11 protein-coding genes are annotated in these 17,317 nt (G+C 60.9%); 4 read left to right on the plus strand and 7 right to left on the minus strand.

Features of this window, described 5'->3' with window-relative positions:
- Window positions 1–772: 772 nt before the first annotated feature.
- From JKL48_RS04175 to JKL48_RS04190, 4 genes are all read right to left on the minus strand, one after another.
- A complete protein-coding gene (locus tag JKL48_RS04175; protein ID WP_201978950.1) occupies window positions 773–1,378 on the minus strand; it encodes a hypothetical protein in 606 nt (201 codons plus the stop codon).
- Between the two features lie 476 nt (window positions 1,379–1,854).
- On the minus strand, window positions 1,855–3,174 hold the full coding sequence (locus JKL48_RS04180; RefSeq protein ID WP_201978952.1) for a glycoside hydrolase family 28 protein: 1,320 nt from the start codon (window positions 3,172–3,174) through the stop codon (window positions 1,855–1,857).
- An 80-nt stretch (window positions 3,175–3,254) separates the two neighbouring features.
- Window positions 3,255–4,013 (minus strand): LytR/AlgR family response regulator transcription factor, encoded by a 759-nt coding sequence (locus JKL48_RS04185; protein WP_201978953.1) that lies wholly within the window; start codon window positions 4,011–4,013, stop codon window positions 3,255–3,257.
- A gap of 88 nt (window positions 4,014–4,101) precedes the next feature.
- The gene (locus JKL48_RS04190; protein ID WP_201978954.1) at window positions 4,102–6,024 is read right to left on the minus strand and encodes a sensor histidine kinase; all 1,923 of its coding nucleotides are present in this window, start codon (window positions 6,022–6,024) and stop codon (window positions 4,102–4,104) included.
- Between the two features lie 303 nt (window positions 6,025–6,327).
- Here JKL48_RS04190 and JKL48_RS04195 point away from each other — a divergent pair, with 303 nt between their 5' ends.
- Window positions 6,328–10,548: a CARDB domain-containing protein gene (locus tag JKL48_RS04195; protein WP_201978956.1), complete on the plus strand. Its 4,221-nt coding sequence runs from the start codon at window positions 6,328–6,330 to the stop codon at window positions 10,546–10,548.
- A gap of 457 nt (window positions 10,549–11,005) precedes the next feature.
- Here JKL48_RS04195 and JKL48_RS04200 read toward each other — a convergent pair whose 3' ends face one another.
- The 3 genes from JKL48_RS04200 to JKL48_RS04210 form a co-directional block, all read right to left on the minus strand.
- Window positions 11,006–11,893 (minus strand): helix-turn-helix domain-containing protein, encoded by an 888-nt coding sequence (locus JKL48_RS04200; RefSeq protein WP_201978958.1) that lies wholly within the window; start codon window positions 11,891–11,893, stop codon window positions 11,006–11,008.
- Between the two features lie 226 nt (window positions 11,894–12,119).
- On the minus strand, window positions 12,120–13,115 hold the full coding sequence (locus JKL48_RS04205; protein WP_201978960.1) for an aldo/keto reductase: 996 nt from the start codon (window positions 13,113–13,115) through the stop codon (window positions 12,120–12,122).
- Between the two features lie 242 nt (window positions 13,116–13,357).
- Window positions 13,358–14,176, minus strand: a complete 819-nt coding sequence (locus JKL48_RS04210; RefSeq protein WP_317191894.1) for an aldo/keto reductase — start codon at window positions 14,174–14,176, stop codon at window positions 13,358–13,360.
- 460 nt (window positions 14,177–14,636) lie between these two features.
- On the opposite strand from JKL48_RS04210, the gene JKL48_RS04215 reads away from it, so the two are divergent.
- Genes JKL48_RS04215 through JKL48_RS04225 form a run of 3 tightly spaced genes read left to right on the plus strand, consistent with a single transcriptional unit; the run spans window position 14,637 to window position 17,260 of the window.
- Complete coding sequence (locus tag JKL48_RS04215; RefSeq protein WP_201978964.1) at window positions 14,637–16,061, plus strand: AAA family ATPase; 1,425 nt, start codon at window positions 14,637–14,639, stop codon at window positions 16,059–16,061.
- The gene (locus JKL48_RS04220) at window positions 16,061–16,696 is read left to right on the plus strand and encodes a DUF4276 family protein (protein WP_201978966.1); all 636 of its coding nucleotides are present in this window, start codon (window positions 16,061–16,063) and stop codon (window positions 16,694–16,696) included. Before JKL48_RS04215 ends, JKL48_RS04220 begins: the two co-directional genes overlap by 1 nt.
- Before the next feature lie 3 nt (window positions 16,697–16,699).
- Window positions 16,700–17,260: a hypothetical protein gene (locus JKL48_RS04225; protein WP_201978968.1), complete on the plus strand. Its 561-nt coding sequence runs from the start codon at window positions 16,700–16,702 to the stop codon at window positions 17,258–17,260.
- The last annotated feature ends 57 nt before the right edge of the window (window positions 17,261–17,317 follow it).

Genomic DNA, 17,317 nt, shown 5'->3' on the forward strand with positions numbered 1-17,317 from the left:
CCATGATATAGCTATGCTTCGCAGACGGGGGTTGCCGTAGGCCAGAACAGTGGGGCGGGGCAAGGGCAGGAAGCCCGGCGGCACGTTCGGGGTAGTGGGAGTGAACCGCGGGCTGCATTCAGTAAAGCTAAGGCATTCAGGCGTTTCATGCGATGGAGAAGCTGGCGACGACTGAAAACGCGACGCTTGCTACCCGTTGGTGCCAAGCAGGTGAAGAGTATAGGACTTACGCAGTTGAAGCCCCAGCGGGGCGGCACATTGGTAGTAAGTTATTCATTATGCAATGGCAAAGCCCCGGCGGGGCGACACTCGCCAAGCACTCAACCGAGTGTCGCCCCGCTGGGGCTTTCTCCCCAACATCAGCCAGTTACTATCGAGATGGCGCCCCGCTGGGGCTGCAACTGCGTAAGTCCTAGAGTAATAAAGCACAGGGTATTGAAAAGCACAGGGTATTGAGCGGATAATGATTGAATACTGCCGAGGACGCTGTTTGGGCAGTGTTTTTTCGCGGCTATGCCAATGCCCGCAGCACCTGCCTTGGCTTGAGGCGGAGGGGGTGGCCCGATGCAAGCTAAAGCAGGTGCGACCCGCTGGATTATCGCTTATTTTTTTCGCCCAAAAACCGCTTCTGCCCGACAACGCAAGCGCTGGTGCATCGTCCGATTCAATAGCGGGCAGGGCGAGCCGGGACTTCATTTCGTGCGCCACCGCATCGGCTGCCGAATTCGGCTGGACGGACAATGGTCCGCTTGCCGGAGCTGCCTGGCCGGGGCTAGAACGTGAAGCGCAGGCTCACGGCCGCGTCGTTGTAGAAGCCGGTGTAGCCGTGGAAAACCTCGAAGAACGGCTTGTAGTCGACGCCGAGCACGAAGGGCAGGTCGGGCAGCTTGTATTCGAGGCCCAGAATGAGGTCGGCCCCGATGGCGAGGTAGGTGGCGTCGTCGTAATAATAGCCGTACTTATTGCTCTTGAGAAAGTACACGTCGCCGTTGCGGCCGTTGTAGTAAAACCGGTCGTCGTCGAAATAATAGCGGCTCTGGTAAGCCCCGGCGTGAAAGCCAGCGCCGTAGTAGAACTGCAGGCCTTTGGCATCGGCAATGCCGATGTGCTTCTCGCCGAGGATGGTGAGGCGGCCGCCGTGGGCTTTGTATTCCGTGGTGAGCAGGCCTTCGATGGCAACGCCTTTGCCGCTGCCCAGAAAGTGCTTAAGCGTGAGCCCGGACGACCAGCCGCCGCCGCGCAGGCCAATGCCGGTTTTGTAGCCGGAACCGCTGCCGCTGCCTCCATTGCCCCCGCTGCTCTTCTTTTTAGACTGGGCATTGGCGGCCAAAACGGGCAGGAGCAACAGGGCCGGTACAAGAATATGTGCAGTTTTCATGAGCTACTAAGGAATTGAATGAGCGATGAGAATTTGGACAAAAGTAATCCGTCGGCGTGCATGGCGCGGCCAAGGCCTCCACGGGGGCCGCAGAACCGCGCTGGAAAAACGGCCCGCATTGCGTTAAGTCGTCAAGCAAACGTAAACGGCTAGTAAAAAGGTGGTCATGCTGCGCTTGTCGAAGCATCTCTACTGCAACAGTAAACCTAGCGCGGTGTCGGGGTTGGTGTAGAGTAGCGCGAACGTTGTCGTTCGCGTCCCCGCGCCGCGAGCTTGTTCTGGCACGCGAACTGCAAAGTTCGCGCTACTGACTGCACGTACACTGACTTCGAAACGGCTGTAAGTACTAGCGCGGTAGAGATGCTTCGGCTGCGCTCAGCAGGACGTTCGAGCGAATACGATTACTTATGCACGAGTACCTAAAAAAAGCCCCGCCAGATGCTAGCGGGGCTTTTTTGTGGCTCAGGTTACCAAGGTTAATCGGGTTTCAAGGGCGTCACGGCCGGGCCGGCGCTTTTTGTGGCGGTTAGCGGAGCCCCGTTGAGGGTGACGTTTTCAAATTTGATGTCCGAGTACTTGTTGGGGAAAGCGGCCTGGTCGGCGGTGGCGTCCACGTTTTTGAAGGTGATGTTCGATACCTTGTCGGTGGGGTTGCCGTTGAGCACGGCGAACTGCTTGCACGTCACTTTCACGTTGGAAACGGTGATGTTGCGGATGGTGCCGAAGGGCTTTTCGGTGCTGCCGGCCATGTTGAAAAACTGCGTCCAGGGGGAGAGCGTGACGATGGTGCCGCACTTGCCGGTGATGCCGTCGATGCTGATGTTTTCGTAGACCTGGTAGGTGTCGGGGCGCATTTTAAAGAGCAGCACGGGCCGCTCGTTGTCCATCTTGCAGTTGCGCATCACAATGCGGTTGGCGTGAATGCACTCGCTGCCGCAGGTGAGGGCGGCGTGCACTTCGCCGAAGGTGCAGTTTTCCACCAGCACGTCTTCGATGGGGCCGTTTTCGGGCAGCTTTTGGGCCGTAGGACCTTTGCCGCCCTTGATGGCAATGCCGTCGTCGTTGACGGAGATGTAGCAGTTGCGGATGGTCACTTTCTTGCACACGTCGATGTCGATGGCGTCGGTGCTGGGCGCTTTCACCGGGCGGAAGGGCGAGCGGATGTCGCAGCCGTCGAGGACGACGTTGTTGGACTGGTAAAGGTGGGTGGTCCAGAAGCCGGAGTTGTGCAGCTTCACGTTTTTGATGCTCACGTTGTTCGAACCCCAGATGAAGAGCAGGCGGGGCCGGTGCACCTCCAGGTTGGTGGCCGACTTGCCGATTTTCGACATCGAGTCGCGGTAAAACCAGAACCGCTTCCAGAACTTCAGCCCGTTGCCATCAATGGTGCCGGGACCGTTGATGCTGAAGTTGTTCACCTGCTTGGCGTTGACGAGGGCAGCGTAGTAATCGAGCTTTTGGCCCTCCATGCGCGAGGGCACCAGGGGGTAGTCGGCAATGTTGTCGGAGCCCTTGAGCTTGGCGCCGGCCTGCAGGCGCAGGTGAGTGCCCGGCTTAAAAAACAGCGCCCCGCTCAGGAAAACGCCCTTTGGGATGACGATGGTGCCGCCACCGGCCGCGCTGGCTTTGTCGATGACTTTTTGAATGGCCTGGGTGTTCAGCTTGGTGCTGTCGAGGCCGGCCCCGAATTGGGTGATGACGTAGTCTTTGGGGGCGGCGGGCGTTTTGGGCGGAGCGGGGGCGTGGAGCGAAAAGGCCGCCAGGCAAGCCGCCAGCGGCGCGAGGAGAAGTTTCATGGGGCGGGAAAAATGGTGAATGCTGCAAAGAACCGTGCGCAGAAAGGCCGCACCGTTCTGTAGTTACCTGACAGGCGCGGTTAATCCAGCTTGTGCAGGCGCCGCAGCAGGTCGTCGTGGTATGTTTCGCCCACGGGCAGGAGCTGCTCGCCCACCTGCACCAGGTTGCGCACCGGGTCGAGGCGCTCGATGTGGTCGAGGTTGACGTAGTAGCTGCGCTGAATCTGCACGAAACGCTCGGGGGGCAGGTGGCGCACTACCTCGCGCAGGGGCATGCGCACCAGCACCACGCGCCCGGCCAATACCAGCCGGCAGGCTTTATCGCGGGCTTCCACACTCTGAATCTCGCCGATGCGGATTTTTTCGAGCAGCCCGTTCTCCTTCACAAACAGCGCCTCCGGCATCGGTCCGGGCAACGCCAGCGGCGTTGGTGCCGGCTCATTGGCGGGCGCCGCTGGCGCGGCGAAGCGGTCGACGGCCAGGGCCATGGCGCGCTGAAGCGCATCGAGTGCCACGGGCTTGATGAGGTAGGCGGCGGGCCCCAGCGGCCGGGCGCGGGCAAAGGCCGCATCATCGGCCTGCGAGGTAAGAAAAATCAGCGGAATGGGCCGCAACGCCCGCAATTGGGCGGCCAGCTCGATGCCATCGACCGGCCCGCGCAGGTGCACATCCAGCAGCACCAGGTCGATGGCCTCGGTGCGAAACAGGGACAGGGCAATGCGGGCATCGGGGGCCGGGCCGATGGGCTCGCAGCCCAGGTCCTGCAGGTAGGCTTCGAGCTGGTCGGCATAAATCGGCTCGTCCTCCACAATCAGCACACGAATGGCTAAGTCGCCCATAGCTTTCTTCCAAGTGCCGGCAACCGCCGGAACGCCGCCGAAAATTACGCACATCCGCCCGCGTATTGCTGCCCCGCCGCCGAAACGGCTACGCGAAGTGCGGAGCCGACGGGGCCACCGGTACACCAACGGCGCTTGGCAGCGTGAGCAGAACCGTGGTGCCCTGCTCGGGCGCGCTCACCAGGCTGAGGCGGCCGCCCTGGGCGCGGGCAAATGCCTGGCTCAGCCGCCAGCCCAGGCCGGCGGGGCTGCGCCGGCCGGCCGGGTAGGCCACGGGAGACTCCGCAAGCAGGCGCTGCACCTGCCCGGCATCCATGCCCACGCCGGTGTCGCGCACGCTCAGGCCAAGCTGGCCAGTGGCAGCGGGGCCGGCCGTGAGGGCAATGCAGCCCCCGGGCGGCGTGGCGCGCAGCGCGTTGCTGATGAGGTTACGCAGAATGGTGCGCGTCATATTGCGGTCGGCCAGGATGTGGCCGGTAGCGGCGGGGTCCACGGTCAGGTGCACGTCGGCGGCTTCGGCGCCGGGCTGGTAGAGCTCGGCAGCCTCGGCCAGCAGGGTAGCGGCGGCTATGGGCTCGGGCTGGGGCGTGAGCTCGCCGCGCTGGGTAAGGGCCCAGCTCAGCAGGTTGTCGAGCAGGCCGCGTAGGCCCTCGGCGGCCTGGCGCATGCGCTCGCCCAGGCCCAGCAGGCGGGCCGTTTCCTGCCGTTCTACGTAGCGTTTCAGCAGGTCGGCCAGGGCGGTGAAGGCGATGACGGGGCTGCGCAAATCGTGGGCGATGAGGGCGTAGAGCCGGTCCTGCTCGGTGCGGGTAGCCTGCAGCTCGGCGTTCTGATTGGCGAGCAGCGCCCGGCTCAGGCGCAGGCGCCAGGCCAGCAGGCCCGCTACGCCCAGGCCGCCGGCCACGGCCAGCAGCAAGCCGCCCAGCAGCCACAGGTACTGCCGCTGCCGGGCGGCCTGCTGCTGTTGGTGTTGGGTGCGCTGGGTAAGCTCGCGCACGCGGCTTTGCTGCCGCTCGGTGTCGAACTGCACGCGCAGGCGGGCCAGGGTTTCGCGCCGCTCGGCCGACTGCAGGCTGTCGAGCAGGGCCTGACCGGTGTGGGCCAGCCGGTAAGCAGCCAGGCCTTGCCCGGTTTCGGCCAAGGCAGCGGCCAGCAGCTGGTCGCCCTGGGCTTCGAGGCCGGTGGCTTTGAGCTGGCTGGCCCAGGCCACGGCGGGGCGGAGCAGGACTTCTGCCTCGGCGGGGCGGTGGCGGGCCAGCAGCACCTCGGCCAGACTAAGGCGGGTTTCGGTTTGCCCAAACCGGTCGCCGAACCGCTGGTAGAGCCGCAGCGACTCGTGGAAGCAGTACTCGGCCGAATCGTATTGTCGGTGCAGGGCGTGCACCTTGCCCATGTCGCCGAAGCAGGACGCCAGGTTGGTATCGGGGGGCAGGCGCCGGAAGGTGGCCAGGGTCTGGCGGGTGTAATAGGTGCAGAGGCGGTCGATGGAGTCGGGCGCGGACTGGCCGGAACGCAGCCAGCCGTAGTACAGCGAGGCCAGGCTGTACTGGCTCAGGCCCTGGTCGGGGAGCGAAACCGGGCGGCGACGCTGCAGGTGGGCCAGGGCCAGCCGGCCGTACTTCTCGCCTTCGGCAAAATCCTGCTGCTGAATGGCTACCCGGCTCAGGCCCAGCAGCGCCAGCATGAGCTGCCGGTCGGTGCGGGGCTCGGCTTCGGCGCGGCGCACGGCCTGCTGGTAGTAGCGAATGGCGGCCAGCTCGTCGTGCTGCAGGAAGGCGGCCCGCGCCAGGGCATTGAGCAGGTACACTTCGCCCAGGCCAAAGCGCAGCTGCCGGGCCAGCGCCAGGCCCTGCTGCCCGTAGGCCAGCGCCTGCGTCACGTTGCGGGTGCTGGTTTGCCAGCACAGGTGGTTGAGCAGCAGCACGCGGCTGGTGTCGGACGGCGTGGTGGCCAAGCGCTGCCGCAGGCTGTCGAGGGATGGCTGGGCTCCGGCCCCAATGGGCCACAGCAACAGTAAGCAGAATAGTGAGCGGAGGAGGGGCACAAGCAACACGAAACGGGCAGGATTATCCAAGATAAGGTGGCCGGACTAAAAATGGTAATCCGGGCCCGCCCACGAACTCGCGCCGTGAATAACCGGACTCGCACCCGAAATCGCCGGACTCGCGCTGGGGCAGTTTTGGCGGCGTAGGTGGGCGGCTACCTTGCGCAGCAAGCAACCGGCCGCGCCGTGTGTTTCGTGCGTCTGCGGCTTTTGACTGTAGTGCTCTGTGCATCAAAATCTTGCTTGTTGTTCAATAACTGATTCTTTCTCATGCTCGAAAAAAATACCTTGCTTCGGCGAATCTCGTGGGGCCGCCTGGGGACCGCGCTGGGGGCACTGCTGCTGAGCGGCCCGGCGGCGTTGGCCCAGCTCAGCGGTGCCTACACCATCAACGACGGGCTGCCCACCAGTGGCACCAACTACGCCAGTTTCGCGGCGGCAGCCACGGCCCTGAGCACCAGCGGCGTGAGCGGACCCGTGACATTCAGCGTGAGCGGCGGCCCCTACATGGAGCAGCTGCGGCTGCCGGTTATTGCCGGAACCAGCGCCACCAACCGGGTGACCTTCAACGGCAACTCCCGCACCATTCAGTTTATCCCCAACGTGGCGGCCGAGCCGGCCGTGATAACGCTGAACGGGGCCGATTATGTGACGCTGAACAACCTGAACGTGATTGCCATGCCCACCGGCAACTACGGCTGGGGCGTGCAGCTCGTCAACAATGCCGACAACAACGTGGTGAGCAACTGCACCATCACCTGCGCCGTGGCACCCACCTGCGCCGGCATTGTGTCGGGCGCTTCGGTCACGAGCATCACGGGGGCCGGCACCACCGCCAACCAGAACGTGACCATCAGCGGCAACACCGTGCAGGGCGGCTACTACGGCATTGTGGTGATGGGCGCCACGGCCGCCGCGCCCACGCCGGGCGTCGTTATCAGCAACAACACGGTGCGCGACTATTACCAGTACGGGATTTATGCCGGCTACCTGACGGCGCCGCAACTCATTGGCAACGAGGCTACGCGGCCCACGGCCACATCGGTCACCACCTACTACGGCATCTACCTTACCACCGGGGTGAGCGGGGCGGCCGTGGAGCGCAACCGCCTGCACGGCGCTTACGCCGGCACGACCACCGGTTCTTCGTACGGCATCTATGTAGGCACGGGCACGGCGGCCACCGCCACCACCCCGAACGACGTCGTGAACAACCTGATTTACGACATCGCCAGCACGGGCGCGGTGTACGGCATCTATAACCAGAGCGCGGCTTACTGCCGCTACTACCACAATACCATCGACATTGATGCGCCAGGCAACGGCTCGGCCAATAGCGCCTACGGCTTTTACCAGTTGCTGGGCCCGAACGTGGAATTCCTGAACAACATCGTGCACGTTAACCGGGGCGGGACGGCCCCGCAGTATGCGGTGTTCTTGTCCACAAGCTCTACGGGCTCCACCACCTCCAACTACAACGACCTGAGCGGACAGGGCAGCAATTTTGTGACGGGGGCCTACTCCCTGGTCAACTACCCGACCCTGGCCGCCTGGAAAGCCGCCAACAGTGCGGCCTTCGACCAGGCCAGCACCGGCATCGACCCCACTTTTGTGAGCGCCGCGACCGGCGACCTGCACCCCAGGGCCAGCGCGCTCAATGGGGCCGCCACGCCGCTGGCCCGCGTGCCGCAGGACTTCAGCGGGGCCACCCGCAGCAGCACCGCTCCCGATTTGGGGGCCTATGAATTCACGCCGCCGGCCCTCGACGTGGCCCTGCTCAGCATCGATTCGCCGGCCTCGCCGGTGGCGGTGGGCCCGCGCACGGTAGCGGCCACCATTCTCAACAACGGCAGCTCCGCGCTGACGTCGGTGCGGCTGACCTACGTCTTGAACGGCGGCACGCCCGTGGGCCAGACCTTCACGCTGAGCAGCCTGGCCCCCGGCGCTGCCCAAAGCCTCACCTTCACCACGCCGGCCACGCTGCTGGCGGGCGCTGACAGCATCAGGGTGATTGCCAGCCTGCCCAACGGCCAGGCCGATGCCAACGCCGCCAACAACACCCGCACAACGACGGTGTACACGGCCCTGCTCGGCACTTACACCATCAACCAGCAGCAGCCCACGGGCGGCACCAACTTCGCCAGCTTCGCGGCGGCGGCGGCGGCCCTGAACGGCGGCGGCGTGGCCGGCTCGGTACGCCTGAACGTGCTGAATGGTCCTTACAACGAAGCGTTGGCCTTGGGGGTAGTACCCGGCGTGAGCGCTACCGATACCATTGTGGTAGATGGCGGCCCCACGAAGCAAACAATGGCGTACGCGGGCACGGCCGTGCAGCCGGCCGTGGTGTCGCTGGTGGGAACCGACTACGTGACGCTGCAAAACCTGACCCTCGATGCGACCGCCGGCCTGGTGCAGGCCACGGGCGTGCAGCTGCTGGGCGCGGCCGAAAACGACCGCATTGCGGATTGCGTGATACTGACGTCGCTGTCGCTGACCTCGAGTGGCTGCGTGGGCATCACGGCCACCAGCGGTTCGGGCACGCTGGCCAGTCCCGGCAATGCCAACAACCTGCGCATCGAGCGCAACCTCATCAGCGGCGGCTACAATGGCCTGACGCTGGTGGGCCTGAGCACCACCAGCCGCACCACGGGCCTGCGCATTGTGGGCAACGAAATCCGGGACTTCTACCGCAGCGGCATTGACCTGGAAACCACCACCGGGGCGCAGGTGCTGCGCAACAACATTCACCGCCCGAACCGCACGGTGATGACGACCTTTTATGGCGTGTATGCTTACAACAACCTGGGCACCGCCATCGAAAGCAACCGTATTCACGACAGCTTTACGGCGTCGCCTGCGCTCACTTCCAGCGCCTACGGCCTGTACTACACGGCCAATAGCGGCGTGGCCGGCCAGGAAAACGACGCGGTGAACAACCTGGTTTACAACTTCAACGGCTCGGGGCTGGATTATGGTATCTATAACTCCGCTTCGAGCTACAGCCGCTACTACCACAATACGCTGGTGCTGGAAAACTCCTACAACAGCAACATCTCCAGTGGCTACGGCTTCTATCAGCTGTCGGCGGCTACCAACGTTGATTTCCGCAACAACATCATCAGCATGATGCGCGGCGGCACCGGCAGCCAATACGCGCTGTACTTCGGCACAGCCACTTCCACCATCACGTCGGACTACAACGACCTGTACGTGTTCGGTACCAATGCCTACACCGGCTACTACGGCAGCAACCAGGCGACCCTGGCCAACTGGAAGGTTGTGAACAGCTCTGCCTACGACCAGCACAGCCTGCAGCTGGCTCCGCAGTTTGCGGCGGTGGCCATCGGCGATTTGCTGCCCCTGGCCACTGCCCTGGACGGCTCCGGCACGGGCGCGCTACTGGCCCGCGTGCCGCGCGACATTGTGGGCCAGCCCCGGCCCACGCTGCCCGACGTGGGCGCCTACGAGATGACCATTGTGCCCAACGACGTGGCCGTATCCAGCATCAGCGCGCCCGCTACACCGGCCGTGCTCGGCGCCAACCCCGTGACGGTGACCATCCGCAATGGCGGCACGGCCGTGCTGACCTCGGCCACGCTGAGCTACGTGGTGAACAACGGCGCCGCCCCCGCCAGCAACTCCCAGGTCTTCAGTGGCCTGAGCCTGGCGCCCCGCGCCACCCAGCAGCTCACCTTTACCACGCCCATCACGCTGGCACAGGCAGGCACCTACACGCTGACCGTAACGGGCAGCCTGCCCAACGGCCAGCCCGACGGCAATGCCTTCAACGATGCACAAACCGTCGTATTTGACCAGCTGACGCCGGCCAACGACGAGCCCTGCGGTGCCGTGGTCCTCACCGGCCCGCTCACCGGCTCCAACCTCAACTGCACCACCAGCGTGGGCGGCGGCATTGCCAACTCGCTCCCGACCTGCTCGGGCGCCCAGCTCCCAAAGGACGTGTGGTTCAGCTGGACGCCCACCACCGCCAGCGCCGTCCTGACCTTCAGCGGCAACGCCGCCGGCATGGTGCGTGTGTTCACGGCCACCACCTGCTCTACCGGATTTGTGCAGGTGGCCTGCCGCACCAGCGGGGCTGCCAATACCAGCCTGGGTGCCGTGACCCTGACAGGCCTGACGGCCGGCCTGCGCTACTACCTGGCCGTATCGGGCTACGCCAGTACCGACACCCCCGGCAGTTTCACCATTGGCTTCACGCCGCTCAGCGCCCGCAACGCGGCCAACTCCGCCGCCCTGCTGGTGTTCCCCAACCCCACCGCCACCGGCGAGTTTACGCTGCGGCTGACAAGCGGCAAAGCGGCGGCCGGCACCCTCACGCTGCTCAACGCCCTGGGGCAGTCGGTGCGCACGCAGCCGCTGGCCGGCACCGAAGAGCAGCGGGTGGTGACGCGCGGCCTGGCCCCCGGCCTCTACACCCTGCTTGTGCAAACCGGCTCGGAGGTGCTGACGCGCAAGGTGATGGTGGAATAGCGGCCAGCTCACGACGGTCTGTTTATTATTTCCGCAAAAGGCCTTGCCAATTCTGGCAAGGCCTTTTGCTTTCAATTGGCAGCCCTCAGGCCAACCCATCGATTGGTTCTGCGTGGGCAAAGCGAGGGACACTGCTGAGAGCAGCCACACCCCGCCGCCGCGCTGCGGCCAGCCCAGCATGTAGGAAAAGTCCTCAGAACGTCCTGCTGAGCGCAGTCGAAGCATCTCTACAGAACGATTCAACGAAGCGGCAGAGATGCTTCGACTGCGCTCAGCAGGACCATTTTTGTTAACTCAAACAGATTCTTAGAAGCTGTTTGAGTTATTTTTTTAGTCGCCCGACCAATGTAGAGACGCATCCTTGCGTCTTGTCGTTGAACAAAATCGGCCAACGATGAGACGCAAGGAGGCGTCTCTACACCAGTCCGCTGGTATACCTAGCTAACTCAAACAGCTTCTAAGTGGCCCGGCGGAAGGCCAGTGGGGTGGTGCCGGTGTGCTTTTTGAAGAAGAGGTTGAAGTACGTGGGGTACTCGAAGCCCAGGCTGTGGGCAATTTCGGCCGTGCTCCAGGCGGTGTGGTGCAGCAAGGCTTTGGCCTCGCCGATGACCCGCTCGGCAATGTGCGCGGTGGTGGACTTGCCAGTGATTTCCTTCACCGCTCGGTTGAGGTGGTTGGCGTGCACGGCCAGCTGGGAGGCGAAATCCTGGGCGGTTTTCAGGGGCATGGCCTGGCGGGGGCTTTCCACCGGAAACAGTCGCTCCAGCAGCTCCAGAAACAGGGCCGTGATGCGCGAAGAAGCATTTTTGTGCTGCACGAAGCTCTCGGAGGGCTGCATCTTCAGCGCCTCGTGGATGAGCAGCTGCAGGTAGGTCCGAATCAGGTCGTTCTTGAAGAGGTACCCGCTGCCCTGCTCGGCCAGAATCTTCTGAAAAATACCTTCCGCATACGCCGCTTGCCCGGCGCTGAGCTGGAAAATGGGGGAGCCGCCCACCTTGAATAGCGGCGACTGTTGCAGGCTCTCCGACCGGTCATTCTCCTTCATAAACGCCTCCGTGAACAGGCAGGAATAGCCCGTGAGCCGCGGCGTGTGCAGCTCGATGGAGTAAGGAATGTGCGGGTTGGCAAACATCAGGCACGTCCCGTTCAGCTCGATGCTGCGGTCGGCGTAGTGCACGGTGCAGGGGCTCATCACCAGCGCCACCTTGAAGAAGTCGCGGCGGCGGTAGTCGGCGTGGCCGGAGTTGGCATCGGTGTCTACTTCGTAAGCCTTGAAGCCTTTCAGCTTCAACTCCTGCGGCGTCAGGTTGGCGCTGGGCGTCAGAGCTTCGTTGGTTGTGTTCATAGAGGCGGGAACAATCTGTTTAGAAAGTCAATAATGTTGTCATCCTGAGCGGAGCGAAGGACCTTATCACGTCAGAACGATTGTCGGTCGACGGTGAGAAGGTCCTTCGCTCCGCTCAGGATGACAGACAGGTAGCAAAGCCGAGTTTCTGAACAACTTCAAAGCTAGAGCATGTGCGCTCAGGAGGGCCAGCTCAACGGGACCTCAATTGATTCAATCAACCCCTTTACCGGTTAATCATTTTCTGCTGCGCCTCGGCGTAGCGGGCGCCTTGCACGGTAATCTGGGCCGCCGCGGCGTCAATTTCGCGCAGGTCGTCGGCCGTCAATTGCAAGCTGGTGGCGCCGAGGTTTTCTTCGAGGCGGTGCAGCTTGGTGGTGCCGGGAATGGGCGCAATCCACGGCTTCTGGGCCAGCAGCCAAGCCAGGGCAATCTGGGCATTGGTGGCGTTTTTCTCTTGGGCAATGCGGCCCAGCAAGTCCACCAGGGTTTGGTTGGCCTTGCGGGCTTCGGGTGAGAAGCGCGGCACGGTGTTGCGGAAATCCGACTTATCAAATTCGGTATTCTCGTCAATCTTGCCCGTCAGGAAGCCTTTGCCCAGCGGGCTGAAGGGCACGAAGCCGATGCCCAACTCCTCCAGCACCGGCAGAATATCCTGCTCGGGCTCGCGCCACCACAGCGAGTACTCGCTTTGCAGGGCCGCCACGGGCTGCACCGCGTGGGCCCGTCGAATGACGTCGACGCCGGCTTCAGAGAGGCCGAAATGCTTCACCTTGCCTGCCTGAATCAAGTCCTTCACCGCCCCGGCCACGTCCTCAATGGGCACGTTGGGGTCGACGCGGTGCTGGTAGAGTAGGTCGATGACGTCGGTGCGCAGGCGTTTCAGGGAGCCTTCTACGACTTGCTTAATGTGCTCGGGCCGGCTGTTGAGGCCGCCCAGGTTCTGGCCGGTGGCCTGGTCGATGTCGAAGCCGAATTTGGTAGCAATGACGACTTGCTGGCGAAATGGCGCCAGGGCTTCGCCCACCAGCTCTTCGTTGGCAAACGGGCCGTACACTTCGGCCGTGTCGAAGAAGGTGACGCCGCGCTCCACGGCGGCGTGCATCAGCTTACTCATTTCCTGCTTGTCGGCGGCCGGGCCCAGGCCGAAGCTCATGCCCATGCAGCCCAGCCCGAGGGCCGATACTTCGAGGCCGTTGCGGCCTAAGGTGCGTTTGTTCATTGTTGAGGGGGTTAGGATGTGATGGTATTTTGAACGTCATGTCGAGCTTGCCGAGACATCTCGCCCGCGCCGCCTGTCATCCTGAGCGCAGCGAAGGACCTTTTCACCGAAGAACAATTTGCAGTAATCCAAACAGTGCAGCTGTGAGAAGGTCCTTTGCTGCGCTCTGACAGGCGAAGCAAGCGAGATGCTTCGACTACGCTCAGCATGACGTTCTTTTTCGTGGAGTGCTGAAGCTAGCGCTAGTCGTGAATCTTGCGCTCGCTAATCCACTTCACCATAGCCGGGTCGCGGTGGTCGAAGAAGGCGCTGCTTTTCGTGTCGAGGGTGGCAATCGTGGCCAGGTCTTCGGGACTCAGCTCGAAGTCGAAGACGTTGAAGTTCTCGGCCATGCGCTCGGGGCGCACCGACTTGGGGATGGCCACTACGCCGCGCTGCGTGAGCCAGCGCAACACCACTTGCGCCACCGTTTTGTGGTATTTCTCGCCGATGGTGCGCAGCACCTCGTTGGTGAAAAGGTTGTTTTTGCCCTCGGCAAAGGGGCCCCAGGACTCGATTTGCACCTTGTGCTCGCTCAGAAACTGCTGCGCCGCTACCTGCTGGTGGAAGGGGTGGGTTTCGATTTGGTTCACGGCGGGCGCTACCTCGTGCTGCACCAGGAAGTCCATCACCCGGTCGGGCGCGAAGTTGCTGATGCCGATGGCCCGGATGCGGCCGGCCTTATACAATTCCTCCATGGCGCGCCAGGCGCCGTGCACATCGCCGAAGGGCTGGTGAATGAGGTAGAGGTCGAGGTAATCAAGCCCGAGCTTTTGCAGCGAGGTCTCAAAGGCTACTTTGGCACCCTCGTAGCTGGCGTCCTGCACCCAGAGCTTGGTGGTGATGAACAGCTCCTCGCGCGGCACGCCGCTGCGGCGGATGGCGCGGCCCACGGCCTCCTCGTTCATGTAGGCGGCGGCCGTGTCAATCAGCCGGTAGCCGGCCTTGATGGCCTCTAAAACGCTGGTTTCGCACTCGGCGGGGTCGGGCACCTGGAACACACCGAAACCCAGGATGGGCATTTTTACGCCGTTATTTAATTCAACTGTCTGCATTGTGCTAGTAATAAAAAGGTGGCTGAATGCGCTAGCCCTGCGGCTACGCCTTCCTACGCAGTTGCGGCCCGCCTTGGTGCGGAAGAGCCCAGCCGTTTCGGATTCGCAGCACAAAGGTCCGGTAGCTCAGTGTCTCTGGAAGCAAACGATTCAAACCAAAGACTATAAAATTCAAACAGCTTGTAGTGCCGAGAGTATGTTTGAATTTTGCTGAAAAGGCCATGCTGAGTGCAGTCGAAACATCTCGCGTGTGCCCGGATGGCGCGGGCCTGCGGCCCGTGCCGATTATTGGCAGGCCTCCAGGCCTGCAACCGTTGAACAATATGCTAACGGTCCGTGCCATCCGGGGACCCCGCCGCGCAGCCGGCCGCTGCTGCCGCGAAGCTCCACCAAGCAACCAATTCAGCAGTAAGTTACTTTTGTAGCTATGGCCCAAGAACCTGAATCCACCGGCAAGCGCGCCGAGCTACCCATGCGCTTAACCCGTCTGCGCGTCAAAAACTTCCGCAGCATTGCGGATATTGACATCCCCTTGTCGCCGCTCACGGTGCTGGTGGGCCCTAATGGCTCCGGAAAAAGCAACGTGGTGGACGCCCTGCGCTTCGTGCGCGACGTGTTTGCCCGCGGGCTGGACCAAGCCGTTATGGATAGAGAGGGGATGGGGGTTATTCAGCGCTGGGGGACGGAAGGGGAAGGAGTGACTATTGGATTAACGATGGAAGTCACAGATGCTGCAGAGGCAGGAATGGTTTACGACAATTCAGCAGGTGATGGTGTCGCAGTATATAAGCCTATTTCCGATGCTAGCATTGACTATGAATTCGTGATTGTCGAATCCGCTGAGAAGTCAATTGAAATAAAAGAAGAGGCCTTAATTATTAAAGTGCATGAAGAGAACGTGCCAACAATTTATATCAGCAGGAAAGGTGATAAACTTGATGGAAAGCTTGGGGATAGTGAATGGAATGATTTGCTTAAATCAGATTCCAAATCAATTAAAATAGGTAATATAAACGAATTATACATGCCGAAAGGCTTGTTTGGTAGAAGTACAGCCCTTTTCGATGATAGCGACCAGAGGAATTCATTTAGAAGAATGAACTTTGGAGCACCGGAAAAAGAGGATAACTCTAAAGGTGCTTCGAACGAGGATTTAAAATATTATTGGATGCAATGCGGTGGGCTTATCTCATCGTACCTGAATAGAACAGTAGATACGTTACTGTTTTATACATTAAATCCGACTGACTTAAGGCAGCCTCAACAAACACTGAAGGATGCTCCTTTTGACGAAAAAGGACGTAATCTAGCAGCTGTATTGCGTCGACTTTCACGCGGAAAGAACTCAGGATGGGAAGCTTTGAAATTTGCGCTTGACCAAACTATAACCGGATTTGAAACTTTGGAGGTAGAACCGGTAGGAGGTTATCTAGCTACTAAGCTTATATATCACACAGAAAGTAGCAAGCCCCGAACCTCATATATTGGCCAAGAGTCTGATGGTACAATTAGAATACTTGGGCTGTTAGCATCACTTCAACAAGAGCCTTCTCAGCCATTCCTTTGCATTGAAGAGCCCGAAGCCAACATTCATCCCGGCGCATTGGCGGTACTAGCTGGCGTAATAGACGAAGCCAGTTTGCGTAGTCAAGTACTAGTGACCACGCACAGCCCCGACATGCTCGACCATCTGCCCGTTGAGTCATTCCTGGTAGTGGAAAAAGTAGGCGACACCACGCACGTGGGCACGCTTGATGCGAGCCAAATTGCTTCCGTGCGCAAGCGCCTGTTTACGCCCGGTGAGTTGTTCCGCATGGAAGGTTTGCAGCGCCAAACTGAACCGGCTTCGTAATGCAGACGCTGCACTTGCTAGTAGAAGGAGAGGGAGACATGAAAGCCGCGCCGATACTGTTGCGGCGGCTGTTGCACGAGACACACGCCCGCTACGACTGGCAGGTGGACCCCAAGCACACCATGAAAGTGTGGGGCCTGGCTAAGCTGCGGAACCGCCTTTCTGATTACATCGAGCACCTGCGCAACAAGCCGACCTGTCACGGCGCCATGATTCTGCTGGATTTGGAAGACCAGTTGCCCTGCGAGGAAGCACCCGTGCTGGCCGAAGAAATTGCGGCCTTACAGCCGCTGCCGTTTCCGGTGGTCGTGGTGTTTGCCTGCCGGGAATTTGAGTCGTGGTTTCTGGCAAGCTTGGGAAGCATTGCTAACGGTTCCGAGTTATTCGCCAGCGGCCTCACGTACCCCAACGACCCCGAAGCCAAGCGCGGCGCGAAGGAAGAATTAGACAAGCGCATGCCGCCGCTCGTCAAGTACAAAGAGGTGTTGCACCAAGCCGAGTTTACCAAGCTGCTGAGTTTCGAGGAGGCGCGGCGGGCACCTTCGTTTCAGCGCTTGGAACGGGCGTTGGGCGAATTGCTTACAGCGGTGGATGCAGATGGGGGCGCGGGGGTTATTTCGCCACGTAAGCGTTAAGTCATGGGCCTTCATCAAGCAGAAATTGAGTTTACAGAAGGAGTGCCTTCTTTTCAGAGTATTAGCCAACAGTACAAGCGGCAAACAGTTCTTGATATAGAGCTACTAGCAACTATCCATTTAGCCACAGGTGAGTTTGGAGAATTGCTAAACCATCCATCGAGTCTTCTCTCGGTTCTCCAAGCCGATGCTGCTACTGTTGCTGCATTTGATACTCGCTATGAAGAAGAAAAAGCACCTTTGATTTTATCCAGCCAATACGAAAAAGCCGCGGCCTTAAGAGATAGAACGAAAGAAGAAAAGGCGCGTCTGAATCATATCAGCAGCATCGAGATAAGAGTTGATTATGGTGATTTTTACCCAATTCAAATCACTGTGCGCGGCCAAACTATAGAGGTCGATATGTACTACAACCAGTATTATGCAGTGGCTTCGCTCATCAAATCATTAGTTGATTTAGGAGGTGTATATCAATGGGCGGGCGAGGTACAGAAATTGTCAAAAAGCTGGCAGAAATTGAAGAAGTGGGAGGATTACAAATGGTATAATCGTCCCAAAAAGTAGTCATAAGCTACAAAAAAGCCTCGCCAGATACTGGCGAGGCTTTTCGTTTCTTAAGCT

It is taken from the genome of Hymenobacter rubidus (assembly GCF_016734815.1).
In the GTDB taxonomy this organism is placed as follows: Bacteria; Bacteroidota; Bacteroidia; order Cytophagales; family Hymenobacteraceae; genus Hymenobacter; species Hymenobacter rubidus.